This is a genomic window from Pseudomonas sp. Xaverov 259 (genome assembly GCF_019352915.1).
Lineage (GTDB): Bacteria > Pseudomonadota > Gammaproteobacteria > Pseudomonadales > Pseudomonadaceae > Aquipseudomonas.
Genome location: NZ_JAAAFV010000033.1, coordinates 290,853 through 307,234 on the forward strand (window position 1 = coordinate 290,853; position 16,382 = coordinate 307,234).

Below are 16,382 nucleotides of genomic sequence, written 5' to 3' on the forward strand. Positions count from 1 at the left end.
ATGAACCTTAGCGCGCCGTTTATCCATCGTCCCATTGCCACCACGCTGCTGGCGGCCGGGCTGGCACTGTTTGGCCTATTGGCCTTCAATCTGCTGCCGGTGGCGCCGCTGCCGGAAGTGGATTTCCCCACCATCAGCGTCAGCGCCTCATTGCCCGGCGCCGACCCGACCACCGTCGCCAGCTCGGTGGCCACGCCGCTGGAGCGCCAGTTCGGGCAGATCGCCGGGGTCACGCAGATGACCTCCGCCAGCAGCCTTGGCTCGACGCGCATCACCATGCAGTTTGATCTGAGCCGCGACATCGACGGCGCCGCGCGGGACGTGCAGGCAGCGATCAACGCCGCGCGCAGCAACTTACCGAGTGACTTGTCCGGCAACCCGACCTATCGCAAGGTCAACCCGGCGGATTCGCCGATCCTGATTATCAGCCTGACCTCCGACAGCGCCACGCCCGGGCAAATGTACGACGCCGCCTCGACGGTACTGGAGCAGCGCCTGCTGCAAACCACCGGCGTCGGCGACGTGACGGTGGGCGGTGGCGCGCTGCCGGCGGTGCGCATTGAGCTTAACCCGGACCGCCTCAACCAGTACGGCGTGAGCCTGGAGCAGGTGCGCCAGGTGATCGGCGCGTCCAACGCCAACCTGCCCAAGGGCAATGTGGCGGTGGGTGACCGCTCCTACGGCATTGGGGCCAATGACCAGTTGCTCGACAGCAACGATTACGGGCCGCTGGTGGTCAAGGCGCACAACGGCGACCTGATCCATATCTCGGACCTGGGCTATGTACGCGAAGACGTACAGGACCTGCGCAACTTCGGCCTGTCCAACGGCAAGCCGGCGGTGCTGTTGGTGGTGTTCAAGCAGCCGGGCGCCAACGTGATCGAAACCGTGGACGCGGTAAAAGCCTCGCTGCCGTTTTTGCAAAGCTCGATCCCGGCGTCAATCAAGCTCAACCTGCTGATGGACCGCACTACCACCATTCGCTCGTCGCTGCATGACGTGGAAGTGACGTTGCTGGCCTCGATCCTGCTGGTGACGCTGGTGACCTTCGGCTTCTTCCGCGACTGGCGCAGCACGCTGGTGCCTGCGGTGGTGGTGCCGTTGTCGTTGCTGGGCACCTTTGGCGCCATGTACTTCCTTGGCTACAGCCTGAATAACCTGTCGCTGATGGCGCTGACCATTTCCACCGGCTTTGTGGTGGACGACGCCATCGTGGTGGTGGAAAACATCATGCGCCACCTGGAGCGCGGCAAAACGCGGGTGGAGGCCGCGCTGGCCGGGGCGCAGGAAGTCGGCTTTACCGTGCTGACCATTAGTGTGTCGCTGGTGGCGGTGTTTATTCCGCTGCTGCTGATGGGCGGGATTGTCGGGCGACTGTTTCGCGAGTTTTCGGTGTCGCTGTCGGTAGCCATCGTCATCTCGATGGTGATCTCGCTGACCGTCACGCCAATGCTCGCCAGTGTGTTGCTGCGTGCGCCGAAGGAGGTCCATGAAGGCAACGAACACCCGGATTCACGCTTTCACCGTTTTTACGACCGCACCTTGGGCTGGGTAATTGATCATTCGATCCTGATGGGCCTGGTCACCGTATTGGTGATCGTGCTCGCAGGCGTGCTGTATGTGCTGGTGCCCAAGGGCTTCTTCCCGCAGGAAGACACCGGGCGCCTGCAAGGCAGCATCATTGCCGCGCAGAGTATTTCCTACGGGGCGATGCAAAAAGACTTCACCGCGATCAACCACAAGGTGATGCAAAACCCCAATGTGGAAACCGCTGCCGGGTTTGTCGGCGGCGGGGGCGGTGGCGGCGGGGCGGTCAACAGCGCGCAACTGTTCGTGTTACTCAAGCCCATCGATCAGCGCAAAGACAGTGCCACCGATGTGATCGGGCAAATCCGCCGCACCCTCGGTGATATGCCCGGCACCAAGCTGTTCTTGCAGGCGGCGCAGGACATCACCGTGGGCGGGCGGCAAAGCGGCGCGCAGTACCAATACACCCTGACCGCCGATGACCAGCAATCCCTGGATGAGTGGGTGCCCAAGGTGGTGGCCGTGTTGCACAAGCTGCCACAACTCACCGACCTCAACACCGACCAGCAGGACAACAGCCTGCTGGCCAACGTCACCATCAACCGCGATACGGCGGCACGCCTCGGCGTGGGCATGTCGGCGGTGGACCAGACGCTCTACGATGCCTTTGGTCAGCGCCAGGTTTCGACCCTTTATCGTGCCGCCAACCAATACCATGTGGTGATGGAAATCGCGCCGCAATACTGGACCGATCCCTCGGCGCTCAAAGGTATTTATGTGCCCACGGGCAATACGGCGGCGGCGGCCAAAGGCACCACCGCTGCGCCGAACCTGGCCAACCCGCCTGCGCTGGTGCCGCTGTCGGCCTTGGCGGATTACGGCGTTTCGCGCACCGCTATCTCTATCAGCCACCAAAGCACGTTCCCGGCGGTGACGGTGTCGTTCAACCTGGCGCCCGGCACGTCCATCGGCCAGGCCACTGAGCAGGTGGAGGATGCCGTGAAGCAACTGCGCATGCCGGCCAGCGTCACTGGTCAGTTTGCCGGTACGGCCCAGGTGTTCCAGTCGTCGGTGGCCAGCGAGCCGCTGCTGATCGTCGCCGCGTTGCTGTCGGTGTACATCGTGCTGGGCATTCTGTATGAAAACCTCATGCACCCGCTGACCATCCTCTCGACCTTGCCCTCGGCGGGTGTCGGCGCGTTGATCGCCTTGCTGCTGACCGGCACCGAGCTGTCGATCATCGCGCTGGTGGGCGTGATCCTGTTGATTGGTATCGTGAAGAAGAACGCGATCATGATGATCGACTTCGCGATCACCGAGCGCCGTGAGTTCGGCCTCAGCGCCAAGGAAGCAATCCGCCGCGCGTGCCTGATCCGCTTCCGGCCGATCATGATGACCACCTTGGCGGCGATTCTCGGCGCGCTGCCGCTGGTGCTCGGCTCGGGCTACGGCTCGGAATTGCGCCGGCCCTTGGGGATTTCGATTATTGGTGGGCTGCTGTTCAGCCAGGTGCTGACGCTCTACACCACTCCGGTGATTTACCTCTGGCTCGACCGGGCGTCCCAACGCCTGGGACGGCACAAGGAAGCAAGGTCATGAAACTCAGATTCAGTGTGCTGTTTATCAGCCTGATGCTTGGCGGCTGCATGGTAGGGCCGGATTACCAGAAGCCTGGGATGCAACTGCCGCAGTCGTTCAAGGAAGGCGCGCAGTGGCAGCGCGCCGCGTCCAACCCGCAAGGTGCCATGGACAGCCAGTGGTGGCTGGCCTACCAGGACCCGGTGCTGAACGACTTGGTGGCGCGCTCGGCCAAGGCTAACCAGTCGATCATCGCCGCCGAGGCGGCGTACCGGTTGGCGCAGGCGCAAGTGGCGTCGAGCCGCGCCGGGTTGTGGCCGACGGTGGGCGTAGGGCTGTCGGGTTCGCGCGGCGAGGGCGGTGACGGCACCAACTCCAGCAGCACCGCGTCGACCGGCGTGAAGAACAGTGTCAGCGCCACCCTCACCGCCAGTTGGGAGCCGGACCTGTGGGGCCAGGTGCGCCGAGGCATCGAGTCGAGTCAGGCGGCGGCGCAGCAATCGGATGCCTTGCTGGCCGGGGTGCGTTTATCCATCAGCTCCAGCGTGGCGAGTAATTACCTGGCATTGCGCCAGATGGACATCGACGTGCGCCTGCTGCAACAGCAGCAGACGATCACCCAGCAATTGCTCGACATGATCCAGGCCCAGTTCACCCAAGGGGTCGCCACCAACGACCAGTTGCTGGTGGCCCAGGATCAACTGACCACCTCGATTGCCGGCTTGCAGACCTCGCTGCGAGACCGTGAGCAATACGAGCATGCACTGGCAGTGCTGGTGGGCGTGACGCCCAGCGAGTTCAGCGTGGCACCGCGCACGGATTTCACCTTCGTGGTGCCACGGCCACCGCTGACCTTGCCTTCGACCTTGCTGCAACGCCGCCCGGATGTGGTGGCGGCAGAACGTTCGGCAGCGGCGGCCAACGCCAAGATCGGCGTGGCCGAGGCGGCGTTTTTCCCTTCTCTGGACCTGACCGCCGAGGTGGGCTATCGCGGCAGTGCGTTGGGCGGGTTGTTCTCTTTACCGAATCGCATCTGGACCTTGGGGCCGGCGTTGGCGGAAACGATCTTTGATGGTGGCGCCCGCGAGGCGGCAGTCAAACAGGCTGAGGCCAGTTATGACCAGATTGCCGCAGCCTACCGCGGGACGGTGCTCAGTGCCTTGCAGAACGTCGAGGACAACCTGTCGGCGATCAATCATCTGCAAACCCAGGCCGATGCTTTCCAGCAGGTCTATCAGCGCAATCAACAGCTGTTCGGCAGCCAGGAGGCGCAGTTGCGGGCGGGTACGGTCAGCCGGGAGGCGGTGCTGACTCAACAGCTTGTGCTGCTACAGGCCGAACAGAGTTTGCGCGATACGCAAGGGCAGCTCAGCCAGGGCAGTGTGGCGTTGATCCAAAGCCTGGGTGGCGGCTGGCAGCCCTGACACACCGGGATTCAAACTGTGGGAGCTGGCTTGTCGAATCGTCGCACCGCTGCGATGCAGACACCTCAGTCCATCAGGAGCACACAGTTGATGCCATCGCGAGCAAGCCCGCTCCCACATTTTGACGGTGTACTGCTTCAACGATGAGGCGATTCAGACCGGAATTAACAGAGAATTGGCAATCCTGGTGAATATAGATACGATGCTAATCATTAGCTTGCTATCTATGTGTGCACCGAATGAAACCTCCCACCTTTCAACTGCCGGACTTTTGGCAAGCCACGCTGGCGCCCTCGCGGGCCGATCTGTTGTTTGCCCTGCGCAATATGATCGCCGGAGGGGTCGCGTTGTATTTGGCTTTTTGCCTGGACTTGCAGCAGCCGCAATGGGCGCTGACCACGGTATTTATCGTCAGCCAGTCCACCAGCGGCATGGTCTTGGCCAAGGGCGCTTATCGGTTGCTGGGCACGTTTGTGGGTGCGGCGGTTTCGGTGGTTATGATTGCTGTCTTCGGTCAGGCGCCGTTGTTGTTCTTACTGTGTATGGCGCTTTGGTTGGCGTTTTGCACCACGGGGGCATCACTGCTGCGTAATCACGCGTCCTATGGGTTTGTGCTGGCGGGCTACACCACGGCGATTATCGCGCTGCCCGCCACAGCGGCGCCGCTTGGGGTGTTTGATGAGGCGGTAGCCCGTTGCCAGGAAATCAGCCTGGGGATTCTCTGTGCATCGATCGCGAGCACGATTTTATGGCCGCGCCGGGTTGAGCAGACGCTGGCGGTGCAAGGCCGTGCAGCTTGGCAGGCGGGCCTGCGCGCCGCGGCGTCGGAGCTCCTGGGCACCGATCAGCGCAAGGGGTTGCTCGAAGCACTGGGCCGTTTGGTTGCAGTTGATGCCCAGCGTGACCATGCCTGGTTCGAAGGCCCCAAGGGCCGGCGCAGATCCCAGGCGCTGCGGGTGCTGAGCCGGGAGTTGCTGGGACTCTTGCGCGCGGCCCGCGGCGTGGCACGGCAGCGACTGATGCTGGAAGATACGACCCGCGTGGCGCCTTGGGTGGACGAGGTGGCCGCGACGCTACAGCAAGAGCGGCCCGATGCGCTGCCTGCACTCTCGCAGCGCCTGAGGTTGGCGCTGGGTGATCCAGGTTTGAGCGCGGAGGCGCACTTTTGCCTGGTGCAATTGGCCGAGGTGCTGCGCTTGATTGACGTGGGCACCGTGACCCTGGCGGCCGTCGAAGCCGGCAGGGTGCCGCCCGGTGCGCCAGGCGCCCTGTCCTGGCATCGGGATATCGAGCAAGGCGTGCTCGGTGGGCTGCGCAGTGCCTTGGCGTTTCTGGCCGTTGCGGCATTCTGGATTTTTACCGACTGGCCGTCGGGCCTGGGCGCAGTGTCGATCAGCGGCGTGGTCTTGAGCCTGTTTGCCGCACGGGAAAACCCCTCTGCGTCGGGCCTCAATTTTCTCAAGGGCATTGCGCTGTCGATCCCGATAGCCGGCTTTGTGCGCTTTGCCTTGTTGCCCGGGTTTGATGCTTTCGCGCTGTTATGCGTGGCGTTGGGCGTGCCGTTGTTTTTCGCCTCGCTGTGCATGAGCCGGGCAAAACTTGTGGCCACCGCTTCGGCGTTTTGTATCTTCTTCGTCAACAACGTCGGGCCGAGCAACCTGATGAGTTACGACATTGCTGCCTTTCTCAACAAGGCCATCGCGACTTTGGTGGGCGTCGGGATTGCGGTGATGGTGTTTCGCCTGATTCAGCTCAACCCTGGCGAGCGACACTACCGGCGTATGTTCAAGGCTTCGTTGTTCGATTTGGCGCAGTTGACTTCGCGCCCTCTGGAGCAAGCCGAGAGCTGGTTTGGCGGGCGCATGGCCGATCGCTTGATCCGCCTGTCACGCTACAGCCAAACCTTGCCCGCCGAGCGTCGTACCCATTGGGACAATGGCCTGCTCGGGTTGGACCTGGGTGATGAGTTGCTGGAGTTGCGTGCAAGCCTTGCGGGCAGCCAGGGGGCCTTGGCTGGCGAGCGTGATGATTATCTGCGGCAGTTGGCGGTGATACTCAGGCACGCGGGGCCAGGCTTGGCAACGGCGGGGCTGCTGGATGGGCCAAGTGCTGCACTGCTTCAAGCACTTGAGCAGCCGTCGGGGTTGACGGAGCAGGATCGGGAGATGGCCAGGGCGGCGGTGCTGCAATTGCGGTTTACCTGGCGCAAGTGGTGTCAGCGGGGCATATAGCAGCAGGAGCTGGCGAACCAGCTCCTGCAGGGAGGTTACTCGGCGATCTGCAACTTGCGCGACTCGGTATAGATGTAGCGCACCTTTTCATATTCAAACGGCGAGTTCATCTGACCGTAGCGAAAGCTGGTCTGGTAGCGCTTGTCGACGGCGCGCAGGGCCCAGATTTCCGGGTGGTTTTCGCTGACTTTGGAGACGTTGAGGAAGTTGATCTCGGTCTCGGCGCCGTAGTCGACGATCAGGCCGGTAGTGTCACGCAGGTTCGAGGGGCCGAAGATCGGCAGTACCAGGTAGGCGCCGCCGGGCACGCCGTAGAAGCCCAGGGTCTGGCCGAAGTCTTCGCTCTGGCGGGGCAGGCCCATGGCGGTAGCCGGGTCCCACAGGCCGGCGATGCCGATGGTGGTGTTGAGCAACAGGCGCCCGGTGGTTTCCAGGGAGCGGTGGCCCTTGAGTTGCAGTAGGCTGTTCAACAGGTTGGGCACATCGCCCAGGTTGTTGAAGAAGTTGCTTACGCCGGTGCGCAGGAAGCTTGGGGTGACATAGGTGTAGCCATTGACCACGGGCAGGAACACCCATTGGTCGAAGCGGTAGTTGAAGTGGTAGACGCGGCGGTTCCACGACTCCAGCGGGTCATAGACGTTAAGTGCCGTCAGCGATGAACGCTCGAACTCACGCTGGTCCAGGCCAGGGTTGAACTTGAGTTTGGTCAGCGGCTCCTTGAAGCCATCGGAGTCAACCTTGACCGGTTCGTGGGCCTTGCTGTTGTCGGCATTGGCCACGCCTGCGCACATCAGCGCGGCGAGCAGCAGAAGATATTTAGCCACGGAAGAACTCCAGCATGGCGTCGGCGTTGACGCGGTAATTAAGGTTGCCGCAATGGCCGCCCAGCGGGTAGACGGTCAAGCGATCGCCGAAGGTTTTACGCAGGAAGCCGAGGTCGCCTGGGCCGAGGATCACGTCGTCGGCGTTGTGCATGACCGCGATTTTCGGGCTGTCGTGCAGGTAGTCCTTGAGTGCGTACAGGCTGACCTGGTCAACCAGTTGCAGCAGGCTGCCACCGTCGGAGCGCGCTCGCCACATCGGGATCACTTGTTCGGTGAGGTAGCAGTCGAAGTCGCATTGCAGGGCACGCTTGAGGAACGGCGTGAGGCTGGTGCCTTCGGTGATCGGGTATTTCGGCGGGATGATCAGGCCACGACGGTTGATCAAGTCCGAGGTAAAGGCAATGTCGGCGGCCGAGAAGCGGAACGAGGTGCCGATCAGCATGGCCATCTGTTCGTTGGTCAGGTGCTGCTTGGAGTTCTGGAAGTCGTAGAGCAGGGCGTCATTGAGGTCGATGTAGCCCTTTTGCTGGAAGTAGCGCGTCAGTTTGGCCAGCACCAGCTCATAGAAAGTAGTGGTGTTGTTGATGCCCTTGACCTCGGTCTGTACCAGCTTGTCGAGGTTGGTGATCGAGGTGTAGAGGTTGACCGGCGGGTTGAGCAGCAGCACTTTCTTGAAGTTGAAGCTGCGGCGGGTCTCGTCGAGCTTGCTGACAAACGCTGCATCCAGGGCGCCGAGGCTGTAGCCGGTGAGGTAGAAGTCGGTCACCGGCAGCGAGGCGTTCTGCGCGCGCACCGCTTGCATCACGCGGTACATGTCTTCGGCGTCTTCCTGGGTGATACCCGGCGTAGCGAAGCGCGAGGCGGCGCTGATGAAGTCGAAGCTGGTGGGCGATGACAGCTGCACCACGTGGTAGCCGGCCTGGTAATAGAGTTTTTTCAGGTATTCGTTGATGCTGCTGTCAAACCGGGCGCCCGTGCCTGCGATCAGGAAGATCAGCGGCGCGGCGTGGTCCTGTTTGGCGATGCGGTAGGTGAGTTTCTTCACTGCCCAGAAGTTGTCCGGCAGGCTGAATTCACGCTCAGGGCGCATGTTGAGGGTGTAATCGGACTGGTTGATCTCGTCGTTGCTGGGCAATTTAGGCCGCAGGTCCGGCGGGGTGGTGGCAATGGTCGCCTCGAACGGGTTCGTCAAAGGGAAGCCATAAGTGGCCTGGTCGACATCGACGGCCAGTGCTGACGCACTCAAAAATAGGCTGCCCAGCAAGGCAGCGCAGCGCAAGGAACGGAGCATGACTTAATCCCTAAGAGGAAACGTGCTGAATGAAGTTCGCAGGCTATGACCACCGCGTTGCCACCGAAGTGCCAGCCCTCGGCACGAAAAGTCGGAAAAAAACCATGGATTCGGGGTAATAGTAGCCAGAAGATACACTTTGCAGCGCCCTGATGAACAGTTATCTGCGTACACACCTTGCTAACGGCCGCCGTGGGATTAAGCTGAGCGCCGTTTTTGCCTATCGGAGTTCGCCATGTCCCGTCGTTTGCCACTTATCCTGCTGCTTATCGCCTTGCCGTTATGGCTGGCCGCCAGTTATGGCGCCCGTTACGGTTTTATGGAAGACGGCCAGTGGGTGGGGATCTGCGTTGACGAGGCCAGCCGCTGGGAATGCCAACTGCGCTCGAACCTGGGGCTGATGATTCACTTCAAGGTATTGGGCTGGGCCGCATTGGTCACCTCGGTGCTGGCGTTTTTTGTGCCAGGGCGAGCGGGCTGGGGTTTGGCGGTGTTGGGGATGGTGTTCGGGTTGCCGGCACTGGCGTTGTACAACACCACGTTTGCGGTGTTTGCGGTGGTGATTGCGGGGTTGCGGTTGGTCAGGAAGCCTCGGGTTGTCTGATAGGGCCTCTTCGCGAGCAAGCCCGCTCCCACAATTGACCGAGTACATCCCTTGAGATGCGGTCGAATGTGGGAGCTGGCTTGTCGAATCGTCGCACCGCTGCGATAGCGGTCTTAAGCCTTACGCACGCGCAAGCACCGCCACAAAGCCACCACCATCAACCCGCTGACCAGCGCCCAACCCCACGCCTGCTGGTTCAGCAACCCTTCGCGATACAGCTGCGGCGCAATGCCAGCGCCAATAATGAAGGCCAGCAGCGCAATCTCCCGACGCGGCCCGGTGACCGGACGAACCAGGTAAACCAGGGCCGGCAACACCAGCGCCGCACTTGGGAAGCTGCGATAGCGCGGGTCAAACACCAGCGCCAGCATCATCACTGCCCCTGCGAACCCGGCGATTGCCACCAGCCAGCCGGCGCGCCGCTCCAGCCAGTTGAAGGCGCGTTCCCGCCAAGCTTCCCGAGCACTCAGAGCCAGCGCGGCATGGGCCAGTACCAACAGGTTCAACACCACCAGCAAGCCTGCCCACACCCATTCATCATTAAAGCGCGCTGTGACACGGGTCAGCTCGGCCCAGGTGCCAATGGAGCAAGCAGCCACTGCGCCGAGCAATGGCAGCATGAATGCGGCACGTGCGCTGCGCACCCGGCCGCCGAGTGCCAGCGTGCCCAGCAGAATCAGGCCGCCGACGCCCAGCCACAGCGGCCAATACGGCACGTTGCTCACCGGCCCGGCCAGAATGCCCTTGTCCTGGCGATCAGCATCAAACAAGCCCCAGTAACCCCCAACGGCGCCTTCACTGGCGCGTTTCCACGGCTGGTCAAACGCTTCGATCAGGTTGTAGCGCCAGCCATTGGCTTCGGCCATGGCCACAAAACCGCGCATGAACTTGGCCTCGTTGACCCGGCTTGGCACCGCCGTTTCGCGCTGGCGGCCTTCGCTGGGCCAGCCGGTCTCGCCGATCAGCACGTCTTTAGGGGCGAACTTGTTGCCGAAGGTCTGGCGCACATCGCCTACATGCTTGAGGGCCTGGTCGATGCCCGACGGGTCATCTTCCCAGTAGGGCAGCAGGTGAATGGTCAGGAAATCCACCGCCGGGGCGATTTCCGGGTGTTGCAGCCAGAACTCCCACACATCGGCATAGGTGACCGGCTGTTTGATCTGGCTTTTGACTTGGTGAATCAGCGCTACCAACTGTTTGGCAGTGACTTCCTTGCGCAGCAGGGCCTCGTTACCGACGATCACCGAGGTGACCACATCGGGGTTGGCATTGGCGGCAGCGATCAGCTCGTTGATTTCTTTTTCGGTAGCCACCGGGTCGCTGCTGACCCAGGCACCGGCCATCACCTTCAAGCCATGCTTGCGCGCCATGCCTGGCAGGGCTTCCAGCCCCGTCATGGAGTAAGTGCGGATGCATTCAAAACGGGTGGACAGCAACGCCAGGTCGGCGTCCATCCGCTCGGGGCGCAGTTTGAACGGCTGGTCGAACGGCGACTGGTCCTTGTCGAATGGCGTATAGGATGCACATTGCATCTTGTGGCTGGCACTGGCCACGTCCGGCAGCACCACCGGCCGGCCGAGGCCGTACCAATAGCCGGCGAGGGCAAGCACGCCGAGGGTCAAGGCGCAGAAATAGGGCAGGGCAGGGAAGCGGGCAGTCGCGGGCATGGTCAGCTTATCTGGGGGAGCAAAGGCGCGCATCTTACCCGGATTTAGCCCGTCCCAGTGGGGCTGCATAATTTAGACATGCAAAGTTCGGGCGGGAAATTGACGCCAAGTCCTAGGAACTGTCCTGCTGGCGATGTGATGTCGTTTCTTGCTTACCCGAGGTCGCTGACAGAGCAGGTCCAAGGCTCCGGCAGGTTGATGATCGATGTGTCAGCACTCCACTGGCGGCGCACCACCGTGATCGACGCGCGTGAAGGGGGCGCGATGCACCCTATAACAACAGGTTGACGTCGCTCGGCATCCGTCGGGCGCAGCACTTTCGGGGAAGTACTATGAAGATGCGACGACTCTTGGGCGCAGCTGCCACTCTGGTAGTTGCGATGGGCTCCACACTGGCCAGCGCCGACAGCAAAACCCTGAGCATCGGCTATGTAGATGGCTGGTCCGACAGCGTAGCCACCACCCATGTGGCGGCAGAGGTGATCAAGCAAAAGCTCGGTTATGACGTGAAACTGCAGGCTGTCGCCACCGGGATCATGTGGCAAGGCGTGGCCACCGGCAAACTTGACGCCATGCTGTCCGCCTGGCTGCCTGTGACCCACGGTGAGTATTGGACCAAGAACAAGGACAAGGTGGTCGACTATGGCCCCAACTTCAAGGATGCGAAGATCGGCTTGATCGTGCCGGAGTACGTCAAGGCCAAGTCCATCGAAGACCTCAAGACCGACACCACCTTCAAGAACAAGATCGTCGGCATCGACGCCGGTTCAGGCGTGATGCTCAAGACCGACGAAGCGATCAAGGCCTATGGCCTGGACTACAAACTGCAAGCCAGCTCGGGTGCGGCGATGATTGCCGAACTGACCCGCGCCGAAGACAAACAGGAATCCATTGCCGTGACCGGCTGGGTGCCGCACTGGATGTTCGCCAAGTGGAAACTGCGTTTCCTCGACGACCCAAAAGGGATTTATGGTGCTGCTGAAACCGTCAACAGCATCGGCAGCAAGGGCCTGGAGAAGAAAGCGCCGGAAGTCGCCGCTTTCCTGAAGAAATTCCAGTGGGCCTCCAAGGACGAAATCGGCGAAGTCATGCTGGCGATTCAAGAGGGCGCCAAGCCTGATGCCGCGGCCAAGGATTGGGTCGCCAAGCACCCTGAACGTGTGGCGGAGTGGACCGCAAAATAAAGCACTAACCCTTGTGGGAGCGGGCTTGCCCGCGATGGCGGCGTATAAGTCACAGATGGTTTGACTGATACACCGCCATCGCGGGCAAGCCCGCTCCCACATTAGCCTCGCACGCCCGTAAACCCTCGCTACACTCCCTCTACTACTAAGGTCGTCTGGAACCTGTTCCGCAGCCGCATACAGTGGATATGTTCCAAAATAATAAAAAGCTGTGCTGCGAGGATAAAAACAATGAACGACAGCATTTACCTCTCGATTCAAAACAGCCCGCGTTTCAAGGAGCTGGTCAGAAAAAGGGAAAGGTTCGCCTGGATTCTCTCGGCGATCATGCTAGGGCTTTACTCCGCTTTCATCCTGTTGATTGCCTACGGGCCACAAGTGTTGGGCGCCAAGCTCAGCCCTGGGTCTTCGATTACCTGGGGCATTCCCCTGGGCGTCGGACTGATTGTGTCCGCTTTCATCCTGACCGCGATCTATGTGCGTCGGGCCAATGGCGAATTTGACGACCTGAACAATGCGATTCTCAAGGAGGCTGCGCAATGATCCGGCGTCTATTGGCTATATTCGGCGCTTCGCTGTTTGCACCGGCCGTTTGGGCGGCGGATGCATTGACCGGTGAAGTGCACAAACAACCGCTGAACGTCTCCGCCATCGTGATGTTTGTCGCGTTTGTTGGCGCCACGCTGTGCATCACTTACTGGGCGTCCAAGCGCAACAAGTCGGCGGCCGACTACTATGCGGCCGGCGGCAAGATCACCGGTTTCCAGAACGGCCTGGCGATTGCCGGTGACTATATGTCGGCGGCGTCTTTCCTGGGAATTTCCGCGCTGGTATTCACCTCCGGCTACGATGGCCTGATCTACTCGATCGGCTTTCTGGTGGGCTGGCCGATCATTCTGTTCCTGATCGCCGAACGCCTGCGTAACCTGGGCAAGTACACCTTTGCCGACGTGGCGTCCTATCGCCTCGGGCAAACCCAGATCCGTAGCCTGTCGGCCTGTGGTTCGCTGGTGGTGGTGGCGTTCTACCTGATCGCGCAGATGGTCGGTGCGGGCAAGCTGATCCAACTGCTGTTCGGCCTGGACTACCACGTCGCGGTGATCCTGGTGGGTATCCTGATGTGCATGTACGTGCTGTTCGGCGGCATGCTGGCAACCACTTGGGTGCAGATCATCAAGGCAGTGCTGTTGCTGTCCGGTGCTTCGTTTATGGCGCTGATGGTGATGAAGCACGTCAACTTCGACTTCAACATGCTGTTTTCCGAGGCGATCAAGGTTCACCCTAAAGGTGAGGCGATCATGAGCCCCGGCGGCCTGGTGAAAGATCCGATCTCGGCATTCTCGCTGGGCCTGGCGCTGATGTTCGGTACTGCCGGCCTGCCGCACATCCTGATGCGCTTCTTCACCGTCAGCGACGCCAAGGAAGCACGCAAGAGCGTGTTGTATGCCACCGGCTTCATCGGCTACTTCTATATCCTGACGTTTATCATCGGCTTTGGCGCGATCCTGCTGGTGAGCACCAACCCGGCGTTCAAGGATGCTGCAGGCGCCTTGCTGGGCGGTAACAACATGGCGGCGGTGCACCTGGCCAACGCGGTGGGTGGCAGTATTTTCCTGGGCTTCATCTCGGCTGTGGCGTTTGCCACCATCCTGGCGGTGGTTGCCGGTTTGACCCTGGCCGGTGCTTCGGCGGTGTCCCATGACCTGTACGCCAGTGTGATCAAGAAGGGCAAGGCCAACGAGAAAGATGAGATTCGCGTGTCGAAGATCACCACCGTGGCGTTGGGCGTGTTGGCGATCGGCCTGGGTATCCTGTTCGAAAGCCAGAACATCGCGTTCATGGTCGGCCTGGCATTCTCGATTGCTGCCAGCTGTAACTTCCCGGTACTGCTGCTTTCCATGTACTGGAAAAACCTCACCACCCGTGGCGCCATGATTGGCGGCTGGCTGGGCTTGATCAGTGCCGTCGGCCTGATGATCCTCGGCCCGACCATCTGGGTGTCGATCCTGCACCATGAAAAAGCTATCTTCCCTTACGAATACCCGGCGCTGTTCTCGATGATCATTGCGTTCGTCGGCATCTGGTTCTTCTCCATCACCGACAAGTCGGCGGCGGCAGAGAAAGAGCGTGCGCTGTACTTCCCGCAGTTTGTGCGTTCACAGACTGGCCTGGGGGCGAGTGGGGCGGTTAACCACTAAGATTTGTAACGGTTACAAAAAAATGCCCCGGTCGCGAGATCGGGGCTTTTTTTTGCTTTTATTGTGGGTGGATATCACAAAACTGTTTCTCAATTCCTGCATCAATAAAGCGCCTCTACGCCGATCGTTCCCACGCTCTGCGTGGGCATGCAGCCACGGACGCTCCGCGTCCCGGTTCGCGCTGGCCTCAGGTCTTGTGCAATCTGACGCGGAGCGTCACAGGAGGCATTCCCACGCGGAGCGTGGGAATGATCAAAACTGTTTCTCAATTTCTGCACAAATAAAAACGGCCCCCTTGTGCGAGGGGGCCGTTTTTTATAACCAAACTGCTGAACGCTTACTTGCGATCCTGAGTTTTGGTCAGGTCATCCGGCTCGTAGTCGGCGTACAGGCCCTTGCGATCTTCCAGTTTGGTGATATCACGCGACTCGTAGCCGGTGTACAGCTGGCGTGGACGGCCAATCTTGTACGGGCTGGAGAGCATTTCTTTCCAGTGCGAGATCCAGCCGACAGTACGTGCCAGGGCGAAGATCACGGTGAACATGCTGGTTGGAATGCCGATCGCCTTGAGGATGATCCCCGAGTAGAAGTCGACGTTCGGGTACAGCGAGCGCTCGATGAAGTACGGGTCGGTCAAGGCGATCTCTTCCAGGCGCATGGCCAGTTCGAGTTGCGGATCGTTCTTGATGCCCAGCTCCTTCAACACTTCGTCGCAGGTCTTTTTCATCACGGTGGCGCGTGGATCACGGTTCTTGTAAACGCGGTGACCGAAGCCCATCAGCTTGAACGGATCGTTCTTGTCCTTGGCCTTGGCGATGAATTTGTCGATGTTCGAGACATCGCCGATTTCATCCAGCATGGTCAATACGGCTTCGTTCGCACCGCCGTGGGCAGGGCCCCACAGTGCGGCGATACCGGCGGCGATACAGGCGAACGGGTTGGCACCCGAAGAACCGGCCAGGCGTACGGTAGAGGTGGAGGCGTTCTGTTCGTGGTCGGCGTGAAGGATGAAGATCTTGTCCATCGCGGCGGCCAGCACCGGGCTGATCGGTTTGATCTCGCACGGGGTGTTGAACATCATGTGCAGGAAGTTTTCCGCGTACGTCAGGTCGTTGCGCGGGTACATCATGGGTTGACCCATGGAGTACTTGTAAACCATTGCGGCCAGGGTGGGCATCTTGGCAACCAGGCGGATCGCGGAAATTTCGCGATGCTGCGGGTTATTGATGTCCAGGGAGTCGTGATAGAAGGCCGACAGGGCGCCGACTACACCGCACATGACGGCCATCGGGTGGGCGTCGCGACGGAAGCCGTTGAAGAAGGTCTTCAACTGCTCGTGAACCATGGTGTGGTTCTTCACGGTGCTGACGAACTGGGCTTTCTGCTCGGCTGTTGGCAATTCGCCATTTAGCAGCAGGTAGCAGGTTTCCAGGTAGTCCGACTGTTCAGCCAGCTGTTCGATCGGGTAGCCGCGGTGCAGCAGAATGCCATTGTCACCATCGATGTAGGTGATCTTCGACTCGCAAGAGGCGGTCGACATGAAGCCTGGGTCGAATGTGAAACGGCCCGTGGCCGTCAGGCCCCGTACGTCGATAACATCGGGACCAACGGTGCCGGTTAAAATGGGCAGCTCGACGGGGGCTGCGCCCTCGATGATCAACTGCGCTTTTTTGTCAGCCATGTGGCCTCCTATTTATGCTTCAAATCATCAGACAGACCCCCCACGCAGGGCCCGCACCACTATATTGATATAAATCCAGATGTCAATTTGCCTAAAGTCTTGCTCCAGAAGGCTTTAACCATACTTTTTCGTCGAAATTGACTGCCATTTACGCCTTTTATACCGCCAGCGCA

11 protein-coding genes are annotated in these 16,382 nt (G+C 60.6%); 7 read left to right on the forward strand and 4 right to left on the reverse strand.

Annotation, left to right across the window (positions count from 1 at the left end):
* The 3 genes from K0H48_RS15515 to K0H48_RS15525 all read left to right on the forward strand — a co-directional run bounded on the left by K0H48_RS15515 (position 1) and on the right by K0H48_RS15525 (position 6,760).
* Entirely contained in the window at positions 1-3,126 is a 3,126-nt protein-coding gene (locus K0H48_RS15515; protein ID WP_219268138.1) for an efflux RND transporter permease subunit, read from the forward strand.
* On the forward strand, positions 3,123-4,529 hold the full coding sequence (locus K0H48_RS15520; RefSeq protein ID WP_219268139.1) for an efflux transporter outer membrane subunit: 1,407 nt from the start codon (positions 3,123-3,125) through the stop codon (positions 4,527-4,529). Before K0H48_RS15515 ends, K0H48_RS15520 begins: the two co-directional genes overlap by 4 nt.
* Positions 4,530-4,768: 239 nt before the next feature.
* Positions 4,769-6,760: an FUSC family protein gene (locus K0H48_RS15525; RefSeq protein ID WP_219268140.1), complete on the forward strand. Its 1,992-nt coding sequence runs from the start codon at positions 4,769-4,771 to the stop codon at positions 6,758-6,760.
* Positions 6,761-6,795: 35 nt separating this feature from the next.
* Here the strand turns inward: K0H48_RS15525 and K0H48_RS15530 are convergent, their stop codons facing one another.
* Both K0H48_RS15530 and K0H48_RS15535 read right to left on the reverse strand, forming a co-directional pair.
* Positions 6,796-7,584, reverse strand: coding sequence for a VacJ family lipoprotein (locus tag K0H48_RS15530; protein ID WP_056857109.1), 789 nt, complete (start codon positions 7,582-7,584; stop codon positions 6,796-6,798).
* Positions 7,577-8,875 carry a serine/threonine protein kinase gene (locus tag K0H48_RS15535; RefSeq protein WP_138816042.1) on the reverse strand — a complete coding sequence of 433 codons (1,299 nt, stop codon included), beginning with the start codon at positions 8,873-8,875 and terminating at the stop codon, positions 7,577-7,579. The genes K0H48_RS15530 and K0H48_RS15535 overlap by 8 nt, the downstream gene beginning before the upstream one ends.
* 235 nt (positions 8,876-9,110) lie before the next feature.
* Between K0H48_RS15535 and K0H48_RS15540 the strand changes: the two genes are divergently transcribed.
* The gene (locus tag K0H48_RS15540; protein WP_219268141.1) at positions 9,111-9,479 is read left to right on the forward strand and encodes a hypothetical protein; all 369 of its coding nucleotides are present in this window, start codon (positions 9,111-9,113) and stop codon (positions 9,477-9,479) included.
* A 113-nt stretch (positions 9,480-9,592) separates the two neighbouring features.
* On the opposite strand, the gene K0H48_RS15545 is transcribed toward K0H48_RS15540, so the two are convergent.
* Positions 9,593-11,146 (reverse strand): glycosyl hydrolase family 17 protein, encoded by a 1,554-nt coding sequence (locus tag K0H48_RS15545; protein WP_219268142.1) that lies wholly within the window; start codon positions 11,144-11,146, stop codon positions 9,593-9,595.
* A gap of 332 nt (positions 11,147-11,478) precedes the next feature.
* Between K0H48_RS15545 and K0H48_RS15550 the strand changes: the two genes are divergently transcribed.
* From K0H48_RS15550 to K0H48_RS15560, 3 genes are all read left to right on the forward strand, one after another.
* Positions 11,479-12,330 carry a glycine betaine ABC transporter substrate-binding protein gene (locus tag K0H48_RS15550; protein ID WP_056859736.1) on the forward strand — a complete coding sequence of 284 codons (852 nt, stop codon included), beginning with the start codon at positions 11,479-11,481 and terminating at the stop codon, positions 12,328-12,330.
* A 231-nt stretch (positions 12,331-12,561) separates the two neighbouring features.
* Entirely contained in the window at positions 12,562-12,873 is a 312-nt protein-coding gene (locus tag K0H48_RS15555) for a DUF485 domain-containing protein (RefSeq protein WP_110624991.1), read from the forward strand.
* Entirely contained in the window at positions 12,870-14,528 is a 1,659-nt protein-coding gene (locus tag K0H48_RS15560) for a cation acetate symporter (RefSeq protein WP_219268143.1), read from the forward strand. The genes K0H48_RS15555 and K0H48_RS15560 overlap by 4 nt, the downstream gene beginning before the upstream one ends.
* A gap of 337 nt (positions 14,529-14,865) precedes the next feature.
* Here the strand turns inward: K0H48_RS15560 and gltA are convergent, their stop codons facing one another.
* Positions 14,866-16,209: a citrate synthase gene (gene gltA, locus K0H48_RS15565; protein WP_219268144.1), complete on the reverse strand. Its 1,344-nt coding sequence runs from the start codon at positions 16,207-16,209 to the stop codon at positions 14,866-14,868.
* Between the last annotated feature and the right edge of the window lie 173 nt (positions 16,210-16,382).

What these genes read in the sequence shown, in the direction of transcription:
- K0H48_RS15520 (WP_219268139.1), top strand. Translation starts at nt 3,123, where the DNA reads ATGAAACTCAGATTCAGTGTGCTGTTTATCAGCCTGATGCTTGGCGGC.
- K0H48_RS15515 (WP_219268138.1), top strand. Translation starts at nt 1, where the DNA reads ATGAACCTTAGCGCGCCGTTTATCCATCGTCCCATTGCCACCACGCTG.
- K0H48_RS15560 (WP_219268143.1), top strand. Translation starts at nt 12,870, where the DNA reads ATGATCCGGCGTCTATTGGCTATATTCGGCGCTTCGCTGTTTGCACCG.
- K0H48_RS15535 (WP_138816042.1), bottom strand. Translation starts at nt 8,875, where the DNA reads ATGCTCCGTTCCTTGCGCTGCGCTGCCTTGCTGGGCAGCCTATTTTTG.
- K0H48_RS15540 (WP_219268141.1), top strand. Translation starts at nt 9,111, where the DNA reads ATGTCCCGTCGTTTGCCACTTATCCTGCTGCTTATCGCCTTGCCGTTA.
- K0H48_RS15525 (WP_219268140.1), top strand. Translation starts at nt 4,769, where the DNA reads ATGAAACCTCCCACCTTTCAACTGCCGGACTTTTGGCAAGCCACGCTG.
- K0H48_RS15545 (WP_219268142.1), bottom strand. Translation starts at nt 11,146, where the DNA reads ATGCCCGCGACTGCCCGCTTCCCTGCCCTGCCCTATTTCTGCGCCTTG.
- K0H48_RS15550 (WP_056859736.1), top strand. Translation starts at nt 11,479, where the DNA reads ATGAAGATGCGACGACTCTTGGGCGCAGCTGCCACTCTGGTAGTTGCG.
- gltA (WP_219268144.1), bottom strand. Translation starts at nt 16,209, where the DNA reads ATGGCTGACAAAAAAGCGCAGTTGATCATCGAGGGCGCAGCCCCCGTC.
- K0H48_RS15555 (WP_110624991.1), top strand. Translation starts at nt 12,562, where the DNA reads ATGAACGACAGCATTTACCTCTCGATTCAAAACAGCCCGCGTTTCAAG.